The 19,312-nt window shown below is 37.5% G+C and carries 11 protein-coding genes, 7 tRNA genes and 3 rRNA genes; all 21 read right to left on the bottom strand.

Features of this window, described 5'->3' with window-relative positions; translation table 11 throughout:
- Positions 1 to 44 precede the first annotated feature (44 nt).
- The 21 genes from CPG45_RS10075 to truA all read right to left on the bottom strand — a co-directional run bounded on the left by CPG45_RS10075 (position 45) and on the right by truA (position 19,296).
- Positions 45 to 1,007 carry a carbohydrate kinase family protein gene (locus tag CPG45_RS10075; protein WP_015310911.1) on the bottom strand — a complete coding sequence of 321 codons (963 nt, stop codon included), beginning with the start codon at positions 1,005 to 1,007 and terminating at the stop codon, positions 45 to 47.
- Positions 1,008 to 1,045: 38 nt separating this feature from the next.
- Positions 1,046 to 2,530, bottom strand: coding sequence for a glycoside hydrolase family 32 protein (locus CPG45_RS10070; protein WP_096231775.1), 1,485 nt, complete (start codon positions 2,528 to 2,530; stop codon positions 1,046 to 1,048).
- A gap of 67 nt (positions 2,531 to 2,597) precedes the next feature.
- On the bottom strand, positions 2,598 to 3,950 hold the full coding sequence (locus CPG45_RS10065; protein ID WP_096231774.1) for a glycoside hydrolase family 172 protein: 1,353 nt from the start codon (positions 3,948 to 3,950) through the stop codon (positions 2,598 to 2,600).
- A 36-nt stretch (positions 3,951 to 3,986) separates the two neighbouring features.
- Positions 3,987 to 4,838 (bottom strand): carbohydrate ABC transporter permease, encoded by an 852-nt coding sequence (locus tag CPG45_RS10060; RefSeq protein ID WP_015310908.1) that lies wholly within the window; start codon positions 4,836 to 4,838, stop codon positions 3,987 to 3,989.
- Positions 4,839 to 4,849: 11 nt separating this feature from the next.
- Positions 4,850 to 5,722, bottom strand: a complete 873-nt coding sequence (locus CPG45_RS10055) for a carbohydrate ABC transporter permease (protein ID WP_096231773.1) — start codon at positions 5,720 to 5,722, stop codon at positions 4,850 to 4,852.
- Between the two features lie 26 nt (positions 5,723 to 5,748).
- Positions 5,749 to 7,059: an ABC transporter substrate-binding protein gene (locus CPG45_RS10050; RefSeq protein ID WP_172856539.1), complete on the bottom strand. Its 1,311-nt coding sequence runs from the start codon at positions 7,057 to 7,059 to the stop codon at positions 5,749 to 5,751.
- Positions 7,060 to 8,426: 1,367 nt separating this feature from the next.
- Positions 8,427 to 9,404 carry a LacI family DNA-binding transcriptional regulator gene (locus CPG45_RS10040; RefSeq protein WP_096231771.1) on the bottom strand — a complete coding sequence of 326 codons (978 nt, stop codon included), beginning with the start codon at positions 9,402 to 9,404 and terminating at the stop codon, positions 8,427 to 8,429.
- Positions 9,405 to 10,020: 616 nt separating this feature from the next.
- Positions 10,021 to 10,470, bottom strand: coding sequence for a winged helix-turn-helix domain-containing protein (locus tag CPG45_RS10035; protein ID WP_096231770.1), 450 nt, complete (start codon positions 10,468 to 10,470; stop codon positions 10,021 to 10,023).
- Positions 10,471 to 10,954: 484 nt separating this feature from the next.
- A tRNA-Phe gene (locus tag CPG45_RS10025) sits at positions 10,955 to 11,030 on the bottom strand.
- 13 nt (positions 11,031 to 11,043) lie between these two features.
- Positions 11,044 to 11,120, bottom strand: a tRNA-Asp gene (locus tag CPG45_RS10020).
- Between the two features lie 18 nt (positions 11,121 to 11,138).
- Positions 11,139 to 11,214 (bottom strand) — tRNA-Ile (locus CPG45_RS10015).
- 9 nt (positions 11,215 to 11,223) lie between these two features.
- Positions 11,224 to 11,298 (bottom strand) — tRNA-Glu (locus CPG45_RS10010).
- A gap of 6 nt (positions 11,299 to 11,304) precedes the next feature.
- Positions 11,305 to 11,379: transfer RNA gene (locus CPG45_RS10005), tRNA-Asn, on the bottom strand.
- Positions 11,380 to 11,388: 9 nt separating this feature from the next.
- Positions 11,389 to 11,497, bottom strand: a 5S ribosomal RNA gene (gene rrf, locus CPG45_RS10000).
- 276 nt (positions 11,498 to 11,773) lie between these two features.
- A 23S ribosomal RNA gene (locus CPG45_RS09995) occupies positions 11,774 to 15,000 on the bottom strand.
- 301 nt (positions 15,001 to 15,301) lie between these two features.
- A tRNA-Ile gene (locus CPG45_RS09990) sits at positions 15,302 to 15,378 on the bottom strand.
- Position 15,379: 1 nt separating this feature from the next.
- Positions 15,380 to 15,455 (bottom strand) — tRNA-Ala (locus tag CPG45_RS09985).
- A 270-nt stretch (positions 15,456 to 15,725) separates the two neighbouring features.
- Positions 15,726 to 17,240, bottom strand: a 16S ribosomal RNA gene (locus CPG45_RS09980).
- The 16S, 23S and 5S rRNA genes sit together here with 7 tRNA genes alongside, the layout of an rRNA operon.
- Before the next feature lie 397 nt (positions 17,241 to 17,637).
- Positions 17,638 to 18,030, bottom strand: coding sequence for a 30S ribosomal protein S9 (rpsI, locus tag CPG45_RS09975; protein ID WP_096231769.1), 393 nt, complete (start codon positions 18,028 to 18,030; stop codon positions 17,638 to 17,640).
- A 16-nt stretch (positions 18,031 to 18,046) separates the two neighbouring features.
- A complete protein-coding gene (rplM, locus tag CPG45_RS09970) occupies positions 18,047 to 18,475 on the bottom strand; it encodes a 50S ribosomal protein L13 (protein WP_096231768.1) in 429 nt (142 codons plus the stop codon).
- 86 nt (positions 18,476 to 18,561) lie between these two features.
- Positions 18,562 to 19,296: a tRNA pseudouridine(38-40) synthase TruA gene (gene truA / locus CPG45_RS09965; RefSeq protein WP_096233557.1), complete on the bottom strand. Its 735-nt coding sequence runs from the start codon at positions 19,294 to 19,296 to the stop codon at positions 18,562 to 18,564.
- Positions 19,297 to 19,312: the final 16 nt, after the last annotated feature.

Here is a 19,312-nt window from a genome sequence, read left to right as displayed (position 1 = left end):
ATTTTTTTTTTAAGAAATTTACTCAATTATATCATCGGCAAAATTTAGGATAGCAAATTTATAATTTCTTCTTTTGAAGGCATAGATCGCATAGCTCCTCTTCTTGTAGTTATAATTGATGCTGCCGCATTGGCAAATGTCAACATATCCTTCAATGAGGATTCAGTAAGGTTATCCAAGCCATGCTCTAATACATAATTTAAAATACAGCCACAAAAGGTATCCCCTGCTCCAGTTGTGTCAATTGTATTTTCTTGAATAAAGCCAGCTTTTTCAACAGAAAGCCCTTTGTAATAAGCTTTACTCCCATATTTACCCATAGTAACTAAAATTAATTTAATACTATAATTTTTCAGAAGCGATTTTACACCTTCTTCAATGGTTTTACAATCCGTTACAAATTCCAATTCATCATTGGAAATTTTTAATATATCGCACTGACTCAGTCCATATTTTATCATATCCTTAGCCATGTTCAAAGATCTCCAAAGAGGAGGCCGTAAATTAGGATCAAAGGAAATTAATAGATTATTATATTTTGCAATTTTTAAAGCTTTTTCAGTAGCTTTCCTTATACCAACATCAGTCATAGATAAAGTCCCAAAATGAAATATTCTAGCTTTTTTAATAATTTCTTCTCTAATTTCTGATTCATTTAACATCATATCTGCTCCTGGTTGCCTATAAAATGTAAAGCTTCTATCTCCATCCGGCGCAGTATGAACAAAAGCTAATGTTGTATTTACTTCATTATCTATTACTAAATTATCAGTACCTATACCAATTTCTTCTAGGGTTTTTTTCAGTAAAATACCAAACTGATCATTTCCTACCTTGCCTATAAATGAAGTCTTTTTCCCTAAATTATGTAACATAGATAATACATTACAAGGCGCCCCACCAGGATTTGCTTCAAACAACTGATTTCCTCGTTCACTTACTCCATTTATTGTAAAATCTATGAGTAATTCTCCTAATGCAACTACATCCAATTCTCTATCATCCATAATTTTACACCTCTAAAAACAATATAAATTATTATAAATTATTTCATAACAGTTTTCATTCCCCAACTATATAATTTTCTAATAGCTACAGTTCCATTTTTAGCAACTATATAATTTTTATTTTGATTATTTCCTGCAAATATATTTCCAGAATGATTATTCTGATAATTATCAGTAAACACTTCAATAGAGCTTTGATCTGAAAAGATGTGAATATCTAATATATTTTTGTTATTAAGCTTTAACGTACTTCTTGATATACCAGTGCTCCAGTCGTCTGAATTATTTCTATTAAAAGTCAATTCCGATTTCTTTAAATCAAATGTAATTACCGTTTCTTTAACATCAGAACATCTCAACAGTAATTGGAAACTTTCTGCTGTTGTTTTTCCTAAATCAATCTCTATTTTTAATTCATATGCAACTCCATCTCCAGCATGGATTTCGTACTTTTTATATTTCACTTCTATATTTTCTACTTTATTTTCATCATACCGTAGCTGTTGAAATTCTTCTACAGGGATAAACATTAATGTATTATCTTCAAGCAGTTTTACTTCTCTTGGAATTCCAAAAGATCCGCACCAGTTTTCTTTAAAGGTTGGTCCCCAATCTTTCCACCAAGGCATCCAATCCCAAGCATTTGCCCAGCCTACAATTATTCTTCTGCCTTTGTTATCTAAAAATGATTGTGGAGCATAGTAGTCAAAACCCCAGTCAATTTCACCAATAGTTGAATAATTGAATTTTCCTGTTTTGTAATCCATGTCGCCTACCAAATATACTGTTTTACGTTCGTACAGCCCCATTGGAGAGAACATTAAAACGTGCTTATCTCCTATTTGAAAGAAGTCTGGGCACTCCCACATATATCCAAATTCTCCACGACTTTCAGCTAGCACATTAATAAATTCCCAATCTTTTAAATTCAGTGACCTATATAAAAGCGCCTTTGCTAGGTTATCTTTTTGAGCTCCACAAACTAAGTAAAAATAATCTCCATGCTTCCATATCTTTGGATCTCTAAAGTTCGCCTGATCATATCCATTAGGAGCAGTTATTATTGGATTTTTATCATACTTATCAAAATGAATACCATCTTCACTATAAGCTAGACATTGTGTTTGTACAAATCCATCGCCATAGTTGGTTGTCCCAGTATATAGCAAATACAGTTTACCATCATGTTCAATAGAACTACCTGAAAAGCAACCGCCTTTTTCATGATTATCGTAATGTTCACTAGGAGCTAAGGCAATAGGTAAATATTCCCAATGAATCATATCATAACTTACTGCATGTCCCCAGTGCATTGCACCCCAGCAAGTGTCGTATGGATTATATTGATAGAAAAAATGATACTGATTATTAAAAAATATTAAACCATTTGGATCATTCATCCAGCCTTCCTCAGCCATAAAATGATATCTTTGTCTCATCTTCGCATTATTTATAAGAGGCCTTGCCATTTCAATAGCTCTCTGAGCTTTTTCTATATTTTCTAGATGTAATGTTTTTGACATTTTACTCCTCCCAAAGAAATAAATTGTTTTAGTTTAATTCATAAGATTTTCTTAACATTTGTTCCACTTAGTCATCTCGCCTATAACTGTCTCTTAATTTTTTTGCAAATTCTATATTTAATTTTGATTCACGTCTTGCTTTATTTTCTTTTATTCTAAACTGCTCTTCTCTTACGGGTTTATATGTTTCCCAACGTTTTTGGTAAATTTCAAGAGCCTGCTTCATCTCTTCTGTCAAAGGAACTTCCGGCGGCATCCTATTCGGCAAAGCAGGAACTACAGGAAGTCTTTTTTCTACTGGTAGAATTGTTAACGGTTTAGAAGTAGGCAATGTTTGGTACCAGTATGCTGTAGAGCTCCAATCATCAGACAGATGATTCGCATGACCGTGCTCAATAGTTACCTTTAAGCTCTTTTCAAAACGAACAGGATCTAATAAATGAAATCTGTAAGATACATGAAATCCATCTGTATCTCCTTCATGTACAATCGTGCCAAAGAAAGGATAAGCGTTTCTTTGCATTCCCCATGCATGGTTAAAATAATCTTCTGTTCCAGTTCCATTTAAACTTGGATATTCTTCTCCATCAATGAAGAACATATCATCTCCTTCACCCCACCAGCTTCCCTGAAAGTGCCTTACAGTTAAATTGCAACCAACATAATGACCTGTTCCTTCTGTTTCCAAAATTACGTAATTTCCATCGCCCTTTAAGTTAGCTACTCCATTTACCTCTGGCGAATTTACTTGAATATTTGGTCCCCAACCATCACATGGATTTTCTCTTCTCCATGATGCATGGAAATAAGCAGTATCGTTATCTAATGGCTCTTTATACATTTCATAATCAATATTAAAATATAAAATAAATGGAAGCTCATTTTCATTGATAATTTCAATCTTAGCCTTTTTGTTAAATGGCATTGGGAAGTAACAGGATACTGAACAAGGTGCTCCATATTTTCCAGCTTCCTCAGGTTTTAAAGATACATTAAATGGCAGTGATGAAAAGTTGCCTGGATAAGAATTTCCGATACAGAAAAAATCCCCAAACGGTGCCAATACACTTGGTGTATTCTGATCGTCCCATGTAATTTTAATCAGTGCTTTTCTGTAATAAAAAGGATCATAGTCATCCCAAATAACACCTAAAGCAGGGTGAATTTCCATAACCGGCGCTGCTTTAGCAGTTAGTTTTGGATCAAGTATACTTGGAGCTTTTATTCTTCGGCAAGAAGATGTCATCCAAATATGTGTAATGCAGCCTGGTCCCTCAATTTCACCTAATGTTATACTTTCACCAGCCGGAATCTCCCAATAATCTTGATTTCTACCACTATGGTCCCAACTTGACAATCTACCATTTCTAGCTTTTTTAATTTTTGTTAAATCCTTAAACATACCTGATAAGTTACTCATTTTTATTCTCCTTTCTTAGTATGGTTTTGTTATATTCTACCCTTTTATTGCACCGGCAGTTATACCGTCTATAATATTTTTTTGTAAAATTCCATAAAAAACCAGCTGAGGTATAATTATCATAACGCTAGATGCAATTATTCCTGCGTAATCGATATTGTATTTACCTTTAAAGAATGAAGCACCTAAAGATAACGTATAGTCCTCCGGTTTATGAAGAATAACTGATGCAAATGGAAACTCATTCCATATATATAAAACATTAAATATTACAACAGTTGCAATTACCGGCTTGGCCATTGGCACGATTACTTTAATGATTAATTGCCATAAGCTACATCCATCTATTATTGCTGCTTCATCTATCTCTAATGGAAGAGATTTTAAATATCCCACAAATAATAATGTATTAAATGAAATAGAACTTGCTATATATGGCATAACTAATCCCATCTGTTCTTTCAAATGTAAAATTGTATTTATTCTATATACTGGGAATAGCAAAATAAATGGTGAAATTGTTAGTCCACTTATCAAAAATCCATAAATTATAGATTTCAACTTTTTGTTTTGAAATGTCATTTTTGATAAAACAAAAGAACTTGAAAATGTTATTGGTAATTCAATTATCATTGTTACAACAACTATGAAAAAGGTATTTTTATAAAGCTGTAAAAAATCCAAAGTCTCAATCGCATGTTTAAAATTAATAAGGCTTAAACTCTTTGGTAAACCCAATGGATTAGCAAAAATCTCTGAATTTGATTTAAATGACATTAAAAACATCCATAAAAATGGAAGAATTACTAAAAAGGTAACAATCGTTAATAGTATATATTTATAAACTTTTGGCTGTAATTTGATTTTTGTTTTTATTGCTGATGCCATTTTCTATCCTCCTATTTTTCTTTACCACTTGTCACCTTCGAATACACACCAGTAATTATTAATGAAATAATAAATGTGAATGTCGCAATAGACATGCCATAGCCATATTCTCCATTAGTAAATGTTGTTGCATAACTGTAGGTAACTAAATTTTCTGATATATGATTTGGTCCACCATTTGTCAATTGTTGTACAATCTCAAATATTTTAAATGTTCCAGTAATAATCAAAATTGCTACTGTTGAAATGGTTGTTTTAAGCATTGGAATTGTTACAAATATCAACTTTTGACAACTTGATGCCCCGTCTACTTTGGCAGCTTCAAAAACTTCTTCAGGTATCATTTTCAATCCGGCCACAAAAATTGTGGCCAGATATCCTAATTGCTGCCAAAAGTAGATAAATGCAACAGAATATGGTGTTAAAGTTTTTCCACCAATCCATTCAGGTGCGTATTTCCCAAGCCCAATAGCATTAAAAATATTATTGATTAAACCTATTTTGGGATCAAGGATGAAAACCCAAATAATACCTACAATTATTGGTGCAATAATTGCTGGTGAGAATATAAATGCTTTAGCAATTCCATTAAATTTAAGCTTTTCATTTAATAAAAGTGCAACAGCGAATGCGCCAAACATCAACAATAGGAAATCTGCTACAAATATGATCATTGTATTTTTTAACGAATTCATAAAAATTGGATCATTAAATAGCCTAATATAATTATTTAAACCTACATATTTAGCCATTCCTATTCCTGTATAATCCGTGAAACTATACCCTACAGCAACTCCAATTGGTGCGATCATATATATAATGTAAATCAATATGGTTGGTACTAACATTAAAATCATGTATCTTTTTTTGCTCAGCCAATACATTGGGGTCACTCCTTTTTTGAAAATTCCTATTGTTGCTTTAATATCGCATCAAGTTTATCTAATGCTTGATTTGTTGTATATAGCCCTAGCATTGCCCCATACATTGAATCATACAATTGTGCTTGAACAGCTTGATCTAATACTAAATCCGGTTGTGCCATTGGGCTTTTCCATGTTGGGTCCTGAAGGGCTTCCACAAGTTGTTTGAATGCATACTTTCCACTCATATCTACATCTACTTTATAATTAGTAGCAGGTATTACTGAACCAGCATATGATATTTTAGCAGCCTCAGGACCATAATAGAAAGCAAGGAACTTATAAACAGCATCTTTCTTAATTCGGTCTTTACCAACTTTAGCACTCACACATAATGGTGCAGATGGAACATCCATTTTTACTTTTTGATTGTAACTTGAATCTGAAAAAGTTGGTCCCCACCAGAAACCTACATTCTCACCTAGCTTTTCATCAATAGCAGCCGCATCCCACATACCAGAATCGAACATTGCTGCTCTACCTGCTAAAAATTCTTCCTTAGCCTGGAAATATGTCATAGTCGAAGCGTTACTTGGAAATGCTCCATTCTTTCCTAACTCAACTAATTTGTCAAAGAACTTTACGAAATCAGGATTATTGAATTTTGCTTTTCCTGCTAAAATATCATCAATTTTCTCGAAGTATCCATATCTCTCTAGAGCAATTAGAAAGGCCCAAACACTATAAGGATCCTTTGCTCCTTGTACAATTGGTACAATTCCCTTACTCTTCAATACCCTTACGTCATTTAACAGCTCTTCATAAGTTGTACCATTTGTAGGAAATTTTAAACCATTCTTTTCAAAGATTGATTTGTTATACCATATTCCTGTTACTAGCGCCTGATAAGGTAATCCATATTGAACACCATCAGAATTAAAAGCTTTTTTCATGTTATCATTTAATGCTGCAGAAACATTTGGATATTTATTTAAAAAATCATTTAAATCCAATAAATCCCCTGCTTTGTTTAGTTGTGGTGCTACAGAAGAATCCATCCAAAAAATATCTGGTAATTCGCCAGCTTGCGCAGCAATTTTCATATTCTGAACGTGTGTATCTTTATCACTTCCTTGAATCTTTACGATAATATCAGGATTTCGTTTCATAAACTCTTGCACAATATTCCAAGTTACAGGTTCTTGTTTTTGTGTATCTGCAACGTGCATTCCAAGAGTAATTGTTATTTTCCCATTTTTACTCGTTGACTGCTTAGTGGTATTACAGCCGGTTAATATAGAAAAAACTATAACCCCTATTAAAAACATTGCTAACAGTTTTTTAATTTTTTGTTTCATGATAATACTCATTCCTTTCATTTTGTTTCATAATTTTACTCCTTTTTGAGAGTTGTTTATGTTAAAAATTACTCACCATATCTGCTGTGGCATGGATGTTTACGAAAAGCTCTTTGTAGCTGACATTACTATTACTGACCCCAACAATGTTACCACTTATGTTAAACGGCGCTTCTCTACTTTTAACTCTGACCTTAATAGGTTAAAAGATTGGCTTCTAAGTTATAGTTGCTTCGAAGTCTAGGTAAGTATTGAATACATATCTAATCCTAAATATCTCCGTGCTATTAAAGGTCAAAAAAACGATGATAAGAATGCTGCTTGAATTGCTGATTTATTCAAATTCATTTAGTCAAATATTTGATACGAATTAAGGGATGATCAATCAGTCAAGATAAAGGTTTGTAGAAAACACTATGATTTTATTAGCCAATGTTTCTGACTTAAATAAAGCTATTTCACAGTTGGCTAAACATCATCAAGACTTATTTGATAACGCTGTTACTCTTCCCGGCATGACCGAAAAATCGGCAATTTAATGTTATCGCTGAAATTGACACAGACATTGGTTTTTAAATCCGATAAACACCTTGGCTCATGGGCTGAGCTTACTCCACAAAACATCGAAAGTGCAGGTTAGAAGAAATCAGTCCATGTTTCTAGAGCAGGGGTTTACTTAAAACCATTTCTAATACAGTGTGCCAATGCAGCAATTAAGGATAAAAAGAATCCTTATTTTAAGTTTAAATATGACCGTATTAAAAAGCGCCGCGGCTATAAAAGTGCAATTGTTGCTATTGCCCGGATGATGCTTACCTGTCTCTATCATATGTTTTTGAAAAATAAACCTGTTCAATGCTACTGACACTGATTATTCAAACATATCTGAAAAGCTTTATCAAAAACATAAACAGCAGTATATTAAAAACGCTATTATTCTTTTAGAAAAGGAAGTCAGTACCATTATTCCTTCAAAAATAACTTAGTACATTTGTATATTCCATTATTCGTAATTTAAGCAGTATGGTGATCTTTTTGGTGTGCTCAGATTTCAAAATTTTACTTTCACACTAAATCCCATTTCTTTTTATGAAACCCGTTCCACATTCGTGCTAATACAACTTTTTTAAAATAATCCTTACCTTGTGGAGATTTTAAAAAATATTTTAAACCGTTTTAAGTATTTTAGATATTTTTTCAAATGTGGTACCGGTTTCTTATATGTTACAATATATCTTTTTAGTGTTTAAAATTCCTTAAACTGTTCCTTTAATACACATAACACATTTTTATTTTATCATCTTTTAAGTATTTACTATAATTATTCATATTTTATAATTCAATTTTTGCATTTTTAATTTATTATCTTACGTAGTTTCCCCTTCGCGTAACTCAACATCTAATACAACCCTTTTCTTCTTATACACTTTACCATTTATCAAATCCGATACTAAGTGTACACATTCCCTTGCAAGTTGATCAATTGGCTGTACAATTGAAGTTACCGTTGGTGTTACAATTTCTGTAACATATGTTCCGTCATAAGCTACTATTTTCACATCTTCCGGTATTCTTTTACCTTTTTTGATTGCTTCTTTTAAATAGCTTATTGCCAATAAATCTGTTCCAAAGACACCATCAATTTCTGGGTGTTTCTCAAACATTTGATGTACTACTTTTTCGAAGTAAGATTCATCAAATCTGTTCCATTCTAACTCATAAGAATAAACATGTATATGTTCATCCTCCATTACTCGCTTAAAAGAAATATGTCTATCATGAGACGGTGTTTCAACTGCTAATGACCCCTGGAACTGAACTACACATTTGCAGCCACTTTCAATTAATTTTTTTGCCGCCATTTCCCCCCCACGCTTATGATTTGCTCCTACAACCGGTATATTCTCGCCTAAATATCGGTCTAACGCTACAATGGGCTTATTAATTTTTAGATATTCCTCAATTTCCAATGAATGAACTCCAGTAATAATCCCATCTACTATATGCCGATTTAGCATATCCAGATATTCCAACTCATAATTTTGCTCTTTTATTGTATTGCAAATCATAGTTTTAAACCCTGCTTCATACAGTTCCATTTCCACGTACTTTACAAACTCCGAAAAAAAAGGATGCGAAATATCAGGGACTAAAACAGCTACAATTCCTGCCTTTTTGTGGAATAAATTACGAGCTAGTTCATTAGGTGTATAATTTAAATCTTTCATTGCTTTGAGCACTTTTTTTCTAGTATCTTCAGATACATATCCCTTATCGTTTAAAACTCTAGAAACTGTCGTTGCACTAACATCTGCTTTTTTAGCTACATCTCTAATACTTGCCACTATTTCCCCCCTTCTGTGTATTCTATTAATTTTCTGCAAAACTTCAATAAACTCTACAATATTGAGGTTTTGCAATATATTTTTAAAGGATCTCCATCATTTGAATAACATATATTCTTTTCATAAACGGAGATTTCCTCTAAAAGCATTTTAAATTGTTAAATGTCATCAAGCCATTTTCTGACATTCAGCACAATCTTAAAGAAAATAAGCCTCGTTTTATTAAACCTTTTCTTAACTTTCAAAAGCTATCTTTAACTCACTCGAAATCATTTTAAATTATAAAATATTAGTTTTATCAAAACAAATCTTATATTCGCAAATTCTTTCAACATATTAGTTTTATTATAAATCTAAAATTTGCGATTCTAAGCATCTGCAACTTTAAAAAACTTTCGACTTAATCAATATTAAGTTTTAAATAAATCATAATTTTATTCTTTCCAAAAATCTTACAAACTTCTAATCTATTTATGTAATCCCTTGTTGATTTTATTATATATTATTTTATTTATTAAGTCAATAGTTAATCTTAAATTTTGTAATTATTCTGTGATAAGCCTTCATATAAAATTCATTGACCATGTTATATGCTATTTATTGTTTTCCTCTAAATTTATTCTTCAAAATAATCAGTATCAAGACGTTTGATTTCATAAGTTTCTTGAATTGATACACCCACGTTGAAATCAATCATAAATTCCGCTAATTGATATCCATCTATTAAAATTATTTTTTTACTTGTCAATCTTTTTGCATACTCCATAACATCTTCTGAAAATTCAGCAAATTCCTGATATTCTCTGTATTTCATAAGGTACTTCGAATTTATATTTATGTGATTTTCTTTTAATAATTCTTGTCCTCTTTGAGGAAATTCTATGAGACACGCATTTTTTAAATAATTTTTTGCCCAACCTAATCGATTATAGAATACTTTTGCACCGCCCTGAAGTTTTTTATTTAGTTCTTCATCAGTTAAACCAAATTCTTTTGCAAGCTTTTCTTCACAATATTTATTATTATACAGCTTATTATCAGATATTAACTTTAAAAGAGGAAGCATAATTTCTTCATAATTTTATGATATTAAAAGTAATTAATCTGGTATATTTTTTAAATTATTAAGATCTTATTTTAAGGAGGTTTATTATATGAGCAGGCAATGAGGTTCAGTTAAGGAAATCATAAAAGGTAAAAAATATAAAATAAGCTTCTATATTGGACTAGATGCCAATAGAAAAAGGAAATATCACATTGAAACTATTGAGTGTAAAAATAAAGCAGAAGCACATAAATATTCATCAAAAAAACTAGTTGAATTTGATACAGGAAAATTGCCACTAGACGAATCAAACATAATTATAAGAGATTATCTCGACAAGTGGCTTGAAACTAAAAATTTCTCACTGGCATTAAGTACTTATAACAACTTTAATTTTTGAAAAATGTATGAAAACTATAATTCAATTAAAATAATTAATATACACTGCAAAGCTTATTTAAAATAAAAAAAGCTTCAACATATTGTTGAAACTCCTATTTCCTGCTGGTGCCTCGAAGTGGAATCGAACCACTGACACAGGGATTTTCAGTCCCTTGCTCTACCGACTGAGCTATCGAGGCGTATGTATGATAATGGCGACCCAAAAGGGGCTCGAACCCTCGACCTCCAGCGTGACAGGCTGGCGCTCTAACCAACTGAGCTATTGGGCCGCAAATATATTAAATTTATGGTGGGCCTTCAGGGACTCGAACCCCGGACCAATCGGTTATGAGCCGACCGCTCTACCAACTGAGCTAAAGGCCCTTATTTTTTTGGTGACCCCGACGGGATTCGAACCCATGTTACCGCCGTGAAAGGGCGATGTCTTAACCACTTGACCACGGGGCCACATATTGGCTCCTCAGGTAGGGCTCGAACCTACAGCCTACCGGTTAACAGCCGGTTGCTCCACCATTGAGCTACTGAGGACTATTTTAAATCCGGCAGCGACCTACTCTCCCGCAATAGCAGTACCATCGGCGCTGGAGGGCTTCACTTCCGTGTTCGGTATGGGAACGGGTTTTTAACCTCCGCTATTGCCACCGGAAATCTTCTGTTCATTTCTTTGCATATATGTTGATTCTTCTCTTAGAATATATTATTTCCGTTCGCAAATTGTGTTTTCTATATACTTTCGGCTCACTTCGTTTGTTCGGCTAAAGCCGTCTATGCGTTGTGACGTCTTTTGACGCCTCACTGCACTTCGTTCGCCGAGTATATTACGAAAACGCAATTAATCGCTCTCTCCAATAATATTTTCTTCTTTGGATTCTTCACATATATGCTTTTTCTAAATGAACTTTGAATACTGCACAATGCTTCTTTGGTCAAGTCCTCGACTTATTAGTACCGGTCAGCTCAAAGTATTTCTACTCTTACACCTCCGGCCTATCTACCTCGTCTTCTTCAAGGTGTCTTACTCCCTTTCGGTTTGGGAAATCTTATCTTGAGGTGGGTTTCACGCTTAGATGCTTTCAGCGTTTATCCCTTCCGAACTTGGCTACCCAGCTGTGCGTACGGCTACGCAACTGGTACACCATCGGTTCGTCCACCCCGGTCCTCTCGTACTAAGGGCAGCCCCTCTCAAATTTCCTACGCCCGCGACGGATAGGGACCGAACTGTCTCACGACGTTCTGAACCCAGCTCGCGTACCGCTTTAATGGGCGAACAGCCCAACCCTTGGGACCTACTTCAGCCCCAGGATGCGATGAGCCGACATCGAGGTGCCAAACCTCCCCGTCGATGTGGACTCTTGGGGGAGATCAGCCTGTTATCCCCAGGGTAGCTTTTATCCGTTGAGCGACGGCAATCCCATTCTCTACCGCCGGATCACTAAGCCCGACTTTCGTCCCTGCTCGAATTGTTTTTCTCACAGTTAGGCTACCTTCTGCCTTTGCACTCTTACGCGCGATTTCCTTCCGCGCTGAGGTAACCTTTGGACGCCTCCGTTACTTTTTTGGAGGCGACCGCCCCAGTCAAACTGCCCGCCTGTCAGTGTCCATATGCCGGCTTACGGCTCCTATGTTAGAATTTCGGTAATCTCAGGGTGGTATCCCAACGTCGGCTCCAGATAGGCTTGCGCCCATCTTTCTCTGCCTCCCACCTATCCTGTACAGGGATTACTAAAATCCAGTGACAAGCTGCAGTAAAGCTCCATGGGGTCTTTCTGTCCTGTCGCGGGTAACTCGCATCTTCACGAGTACTACAATTTCACCGGGTCCCCCATCTAGACAGCGCCCAAGTCGTTACGCCTTTCGTGCAGGTCGGAACTTACCCGACAAGGAATTTCGCTACCTTAGGACCGTTATAGTTACGGCCGCCGTTTACTGGGGCTTAAGTTCTATGCTTCTCCGGCACTCAACTCTATCTACTAAGAGTTTTTACTTTTGGCTATTCTTTCTTTTAACCATCTTCTTGCGTTATGAGATTCTTTTAATTGTTTTTCTCTTTTTATTGCATCTTCTTTCGCTTTGTATGCTTCATAATAAATTATTTCCCATTTATGCTCTTTTGTGTACTTGTTTAATCCTTTATTATGTGCCTCTACTCTTTTTCGTAGATTCTCTGAATAGCCTGTATATATGCCTCCTTTTTCATTCTTTATTACATAGACATAATACATCTTTTTCACTCCTAATAGGTATAGTTGAGTGCCGGATAACATTTCCCCTTAACCTTCCAGCACCGGGCAGGCGTCAGCTCCTATACTTCGTCTTTCGACTTAGCAGAAACCTGTGTTTTTGGTAAACAGTCGCTTGGGCCTCTTCTCTGCGGCCTTTCGGCACTCCTTCTCCCGAAGTTACGGAGTCTTTTTGCCGAGTTCCTTAATGAGGGTTCTCCCGCTCGTCTTTGGATTCTCTCCTCGCCTACCTGTGTCGGTTTGCGGTACGGGCACCTTTATCCTCGATAGCAATTTTTCTCGGCAGCCCCTTTGAAACTTCGCCTTTCGGCTCCCCGTTACAGCTCTTATGGTATGTGGTACTTCACTCACATCCCTTTTCGTCGCTGCTTGGACGTGCTCTACCAACCGCACGCTTTTCTTATCTCGCTGCGTCCTTGCTTCTCTTTTATCGGATATTGGTGGTACCGGACTCATTACCGGTTGTCCATCGCCTACGCTTTCGCCTCGGCTTAGGTCCCGACTTACCCTGGGCGGATTATCCTTCCCCAGGAATCCTTAGGCTTTCGACGGTAAGGTTTCTCGCCTTACTCTCGTTACTTATACCGGCATTCTCTCTACTGTATTGTCCAGATTCGCTTCCGCTTATCCTTCCCCCTATACAGTACGCTCCCCTACCATTTTTCATCCGAAGCTTCGGTGTCATGTTTTAGCCCCGTTTATTTTCGGCGCAGGATTTCTCGACCAGTGAGCTATTACGCACTCTTTGAATGTATGGCTGCTTCTAAGCCAACATCCTGGTTGTCTTGGAAGTCCTACTTCCTTTCCCACTTAACATGCTCTTTGGGACCTTAGCTGTCGGTCTGGGCTCTTTCCCTTTTGACCACGGATCTTATCACTCGTAGTCTGACTCCCAGGTATCAATATGGCATTCGGAGTTTGATAGGGTTCGGTAGCCTTTTTGGCCCCTAGCCCATTCAGTGCTCTACCTCCATATTTACTCCCTGAGGCTAGCCCTAAAGCTATTTCGGGGAGAACCAGCTATCTCCGAGCTCGATTGGAATTTCTCCTCTACCCACAATTCATCCCATGACTTTTCAACGTCAACGTGGTTCGGGCCTCCACCAGATCTTACTCCGGCTTCACCCTGATCATGGGTAGGTCGCACGGTTTCGGGTCTATGATATGCAACTTCCGCCCTTTTTAGACTCGCTTTCGCTTCGGCTCCGCTTTCGCTTAACCTTGCTGCATATCTATAACTCGCCGGTCCGTTCTACAAAAAGTACGTGGTCGTCTGGCACTCAACCGGACACGCTAGTTCTTTTTTCTCCTCCCTAACATGTTCAGTTGAGTGCCAGACTTCCACTGCTTGTGGACATATGGTTTCAGGTTCTTTTTCACTCCCCTCCCGGGGTTCTTTTCACCTTTCCCTCACGGTACTTTGCGCTATCGGTCACTTAGGAGTATTTAGCCTTGGGAGATGGTCCTCCCGTCTTCCCACCGGGTTGCCTATCCTGTGGTACTCTGGATCCCACCTTGGTATCTTTCTTTCGCCTACTGGGCTTTCACCGTCTTTGGCCGGCCTTTCCAGGTCCGTTCGGCTTCGTCCGATACTCCTTTTGCGTGGTCCTAAACCCCATCACCATAGGTGATGGTTTGGGCTCTTTCCTGTTCGCTCGCCGCTACTTGGGAAATCGATTTTTCTTTCTTTTCCTCGCGCTACTTAGATGTTTCAGTTCGCGCGGTCTCCCTTCCTCATGGCTATGTGTTCACCATGGGATGCTTAAGTATTACCTTAAGCGGGTTTCCCCATTCGGATATCTCCGGATCTCTGCCTGCTTGCGGCTCCCCGGAGCGTTTCGCCGCTCGCTGCGTCCTTCTTCGGCTCTAAGTGCCTGGGCATCCACCATACGCCCTTTGTAACTTGACCTTCTCTTTTTTATACATCGCTTTTCTTTGGAAAATTATTATTAACGCTCACAAATTCCGCTTATCTAATATATCATCGGTTCTCTTCGCTTGTTTGGCTAACGCCGTCTATGCGTTGTGACGGCTTTCGCTTTCGCTCATACGCCAAACTGCGCTACGTTCATCGTGATATATTACGAAAGCTTCATTAATCGTTCGCTTTTAATAATATTTTCCGGACAATGTATATCGGTTCTCATTGTAACTCGTTTTTCTCGTTACCCTTTTTTGCATTGTGCAGTTTTCAAGGTTCACTTATATCATGGTGGGCTTAGATGGACTCGAACCATCGACCTCACGCTTATCAGGCGTGCGCTCTAACCACCTGAGCTATAAGCCCATGGTGGAGATGAGGAGATTCGAACTCCTGACCCCCTGCTTGCAAGGCAGGTGCTCTCCCAACTGAGCTACACCCCCATAACCATGCTGAGGGTTTAACCCTCAAAACTGAACAGTGAGATATGCTCATTGTAATTATTATCGTTCGACAAATTGTGCTTTCTATATACTTTAGGCTCCTTACGCTTGTTCGGCTAACGCCGTCTATGCGTTGTGACGGCTTTCGCTTTCGCTCATACGCCTCACTGCGCTTCACTCGCCTAGTATATTACGAAAGCGCAATTAATCGTCTCTCTCTTAATAATTACAATTCGCCTTTTAATACTTTTTGTAGGATTTTCTCCTTAGAAAGGAGGTGATCCAGCCGCACCTTCCGATACGGCTACCTTGTTACGACTTCACCCCAATCATTTACCCCACCTTCGGCAGCTGCCTCCTTTCGGTTAGCTCACTGACTTCGGGTGTTGTAAACTCTCGTGGTGTGACGGGCGGTGTGTACAAGGCCCGGGAACGTATTCACCGCAGCATGCTGATCTGCGATTACTAGCAACTCCGTCTTCATGCAGGCGGGTTGCAGCCTGCAATCTGAACTGGGACCTGTTTTTTGGGATTCGCTCCGGATCGCTCCTTCGCTCCCCTTTGTTCAGGCCATTGTAGCACGTGTGTAGCCCAGGGCATAAAGGGCATGATGATTTGACGTCATCCCCACCTTCCTCCGTGTTGTCCACGGCAGTCTCGGTAGAGTGCCCGTCTTTACGCTGGCAACTACCAACAGGGGTTGCGCTCGTTGCGGGACTTAACCCAACATCTCACGACACGAGCTGACGACAACCATGCACCACCTGTCTCACAGCTCCTCTTACGAGGCACTCGAGTATTTCTACTCGATTCTGTGGATGTCAAGCCCTGGTAAGGTTCTTCGCGTTGCTTCGAATTAAACCACATGCTCCGCTGCTTGTGCGGGCCCCCGTCAATTCCTTTGAGTTTCAGCCTTGCGGCCGTACTCCCCAGGCGGGATACTTATTGCGTTAACTCCGGCACGGATGATTCCTCACCCACACCTAGTATCCATCGTTTACGGCGTGGACTACCAGGGTATCTAATCCTGTTTGCTCCCCACGCTTTCGCACCTCAGCGTCAGTTCAAGTCCAGAGAGCCGCTTTCGCCACTGGTATTCTTCCTGATCTCTACGCATTTCACCGCTACACCAGGAATTCCGCTCTCCTCTCCTTGACTCAAGCTATATAGTTTCAGTTGCATCCCCTCGGTTAAGCCCAGGTTTTTTACATCTGACTTATATAGCCGCCTACGTGCTCTTTACGCCCAGTAATTCCGGACAACGCTCGCCCCCTACGTATTACCGCGGCTGCTGGCACGTAGTTAGCCGGGGCTTTCGTATGGTACCGTCATTTCTTTCTTCCCATACTATTGAGCTTTACGACCCGAAGGCCTTCTTCGCTCACGCGGCGTTGCTGCGTCAGGGTTCCCCCCATTGCGCAATATTCCCCACTGCTGCCTCCCGTAGGAGTCTGGACCGTCTCTCAGTTCCAGTGTGGCCGTTCACCCTCTCAGGCCGGCTACCCATCGTTGCCTTGGTGGGCCTTTACCTCACCAACTAGCTAATGGGCCGCGGACTCTTCCTTTAGCGGATTTCTCCTTTCTTCACAAGATGATGCCACCTCGTGACATTATCCGGTATTAGCACCCCTTTCGGTGTGTTATCCCGGTCTATAGGGTAGATTGTCCACGTGTTACTCACCCGTCCGCCGCTAAGTAAATACCGTAGTATTTACTCCGCTCGACTTGCATGTGTTAGGCACGCCGCCAGCGTTCGTCCTGAGCCAGGATCAAACTCTCATGTTTAAATCCTTACCTCTTTTTTATTCTCTGGCTTTTTCTCTCACTGTTCGGTTTTCAAGGTTCAACCTGTCGCATCTATTAGCGACTTTTATATAATATCAAATTTTATTCATTATGTCAAGTATTTTTTATTACTAACTTTTTGGTAATTATTTAGTATTTAAAAAGCACTGTCTAATTTATGTGTCACTCTCGCAACGACAGGTATTAATATACCACGATTTTTCTGTCATATCAAGCAATATTATGTCTTATTAAAGCTATTTATCGGCGATTAATACTAAGATATATTCATTATACACAAGTTTACTACTTTTTACTCATTTATATGATTAATTGCATTTAATTCTGATGTAAAAAATTAAAAAGTTAATAAAAAAGAGCGTATATAACGCTCCTTTTATCTTTTTGAGAATTGTGGTGCCTTTCTCGCTTTCTTGAGACCGTATTTTTTTCTTTCCTTCATTCTCGGGTCCCTTGTCACAAAACCAGCTTTCTTTAATACCGGCCTTAATTCATTGTCTGCTCTCATCAGTGCTCTTGTTATACCAAGTCTTATTGCACCTGCTTGGCCTGTCAGTCCGCCACCTTGAACTTTTACATATACATCAAATTTATCTATGTTTTCTGTTAATATCAAAGGCTGTTTAACTGTGTATTTCAATGTGTCCATACCAAAATATTCGTCAATAGTTCTGCCATTTATTATAATATTTCCTTTACCAGGTATCAACCTTACACGTGCAACAGATGTCTTTCTTCTACCTGTACCAAAAAATTGAATTGAAGCCATCCTTTATTTTCCCTCCTTATATATCAAGTTTTTCTGGCTTTTGTGCCTCATGATTATGTTCTGGACCAGCATAAACTCTAAGTTTCTTAATCATTTTCCTACCAAGCTTATTCTTTGGAAGCATTCCACTTACTGCTCTAATTATTGCTTTTTCAGGTTTTGTCTTCATAAGTGTCTTATATTGTATTAACTTCAAACCACCCGGATGTCCTGTATAGTATTTGTATTGCTTTTGTTCTAATTTTTTACCGGTTAAGACAACTTTGTCAGCATTTATCACTATTACATTATCACCTGTATCTACACTTGGTGAATAAATTGGCTTGTTTTTTCCTGATAATATCTTTGCAATTTGACTTGCAAGTCTACCAAGGACTTTGCCTTCGGCATCTATTACATACCATTTTCTTTCTATTTCATTCTTTTTTGGCATGAATGATTTCACTTAATTTACCTCCTTAAATCACATAAACTACAATAAACGGGGCATAACTTTACATAATATTATTTTAATCCACGTCACCTTGCATGTCAATAGTATATTTTTAATAAATACAGCCCTTGTGGTGGTGCAGTTTTCCCCGCCATATTTCTATTTTTTGATTCAATAATATTTTTAATTTCAATTGGCTCTATCTTACCTATTCCAACATCAACTAATGTTCCTACTATTATCCTTACCATGTTGTACAAAAAACCATCAGCTTCTATTTCAAATTTTATAATATCCTCATCTTTTTCTAAACTTATTTCAGTAACAGTCCGTATTGAATCCTTCACAGGGCTTCCACTGGCTTTAAAAGCTGAAAAATCATGTGTCCCTTTAAAATAGCATAAAGAATTTTTCATTTTTTCCAAGCTTAATTTATAGCTTACATGCCAACTATAGTTTCTTAAAATGGGCGACTCAAATTTACGATTAAATATTATATATCTATATCTTTTGCCTTTTGCCGAATATCTAGAATGAAAATTATCTTCAACATCTTTAGCACTTTTAACTACTATATCATCTGGAAGAACACTATTTATCGCATATGGTAGCTTTTCTACAGGAATTTTTGTTTTTGTTTTAAAATTAGCAACCTGATATAGAGCATGTACGCCTGAATCGGTTCTACTAGAACCAATTAAATTTACATTTTCACTTGTTATTTTATTTATCGCCTTTGTAATTATCTCCTGTACTGTTAAAGCATTTTTTTGGTACTGCCATCCATGATAATTCGTACCATCATATTCAATAACTAACATAATATTGCGCATTTTTTCAATAACCATT

Source organism: Thermoanaerobacterium sp. RBIITD (assembly GCF_900205865.1).
In the GTDB taxonomy this organism is placed as follows: Bacteria; Bacillota; Thermoanaerobacteria; order Thermoanaerobacterales; family Thermoanaerobacteraceae; genus Thermoanaerobacterium.
The sequence above is the reverse complement of the archived record's forward strand: the minus strand, read 5'-3'. Positions and strand labels throughout refer to the sequence as shown.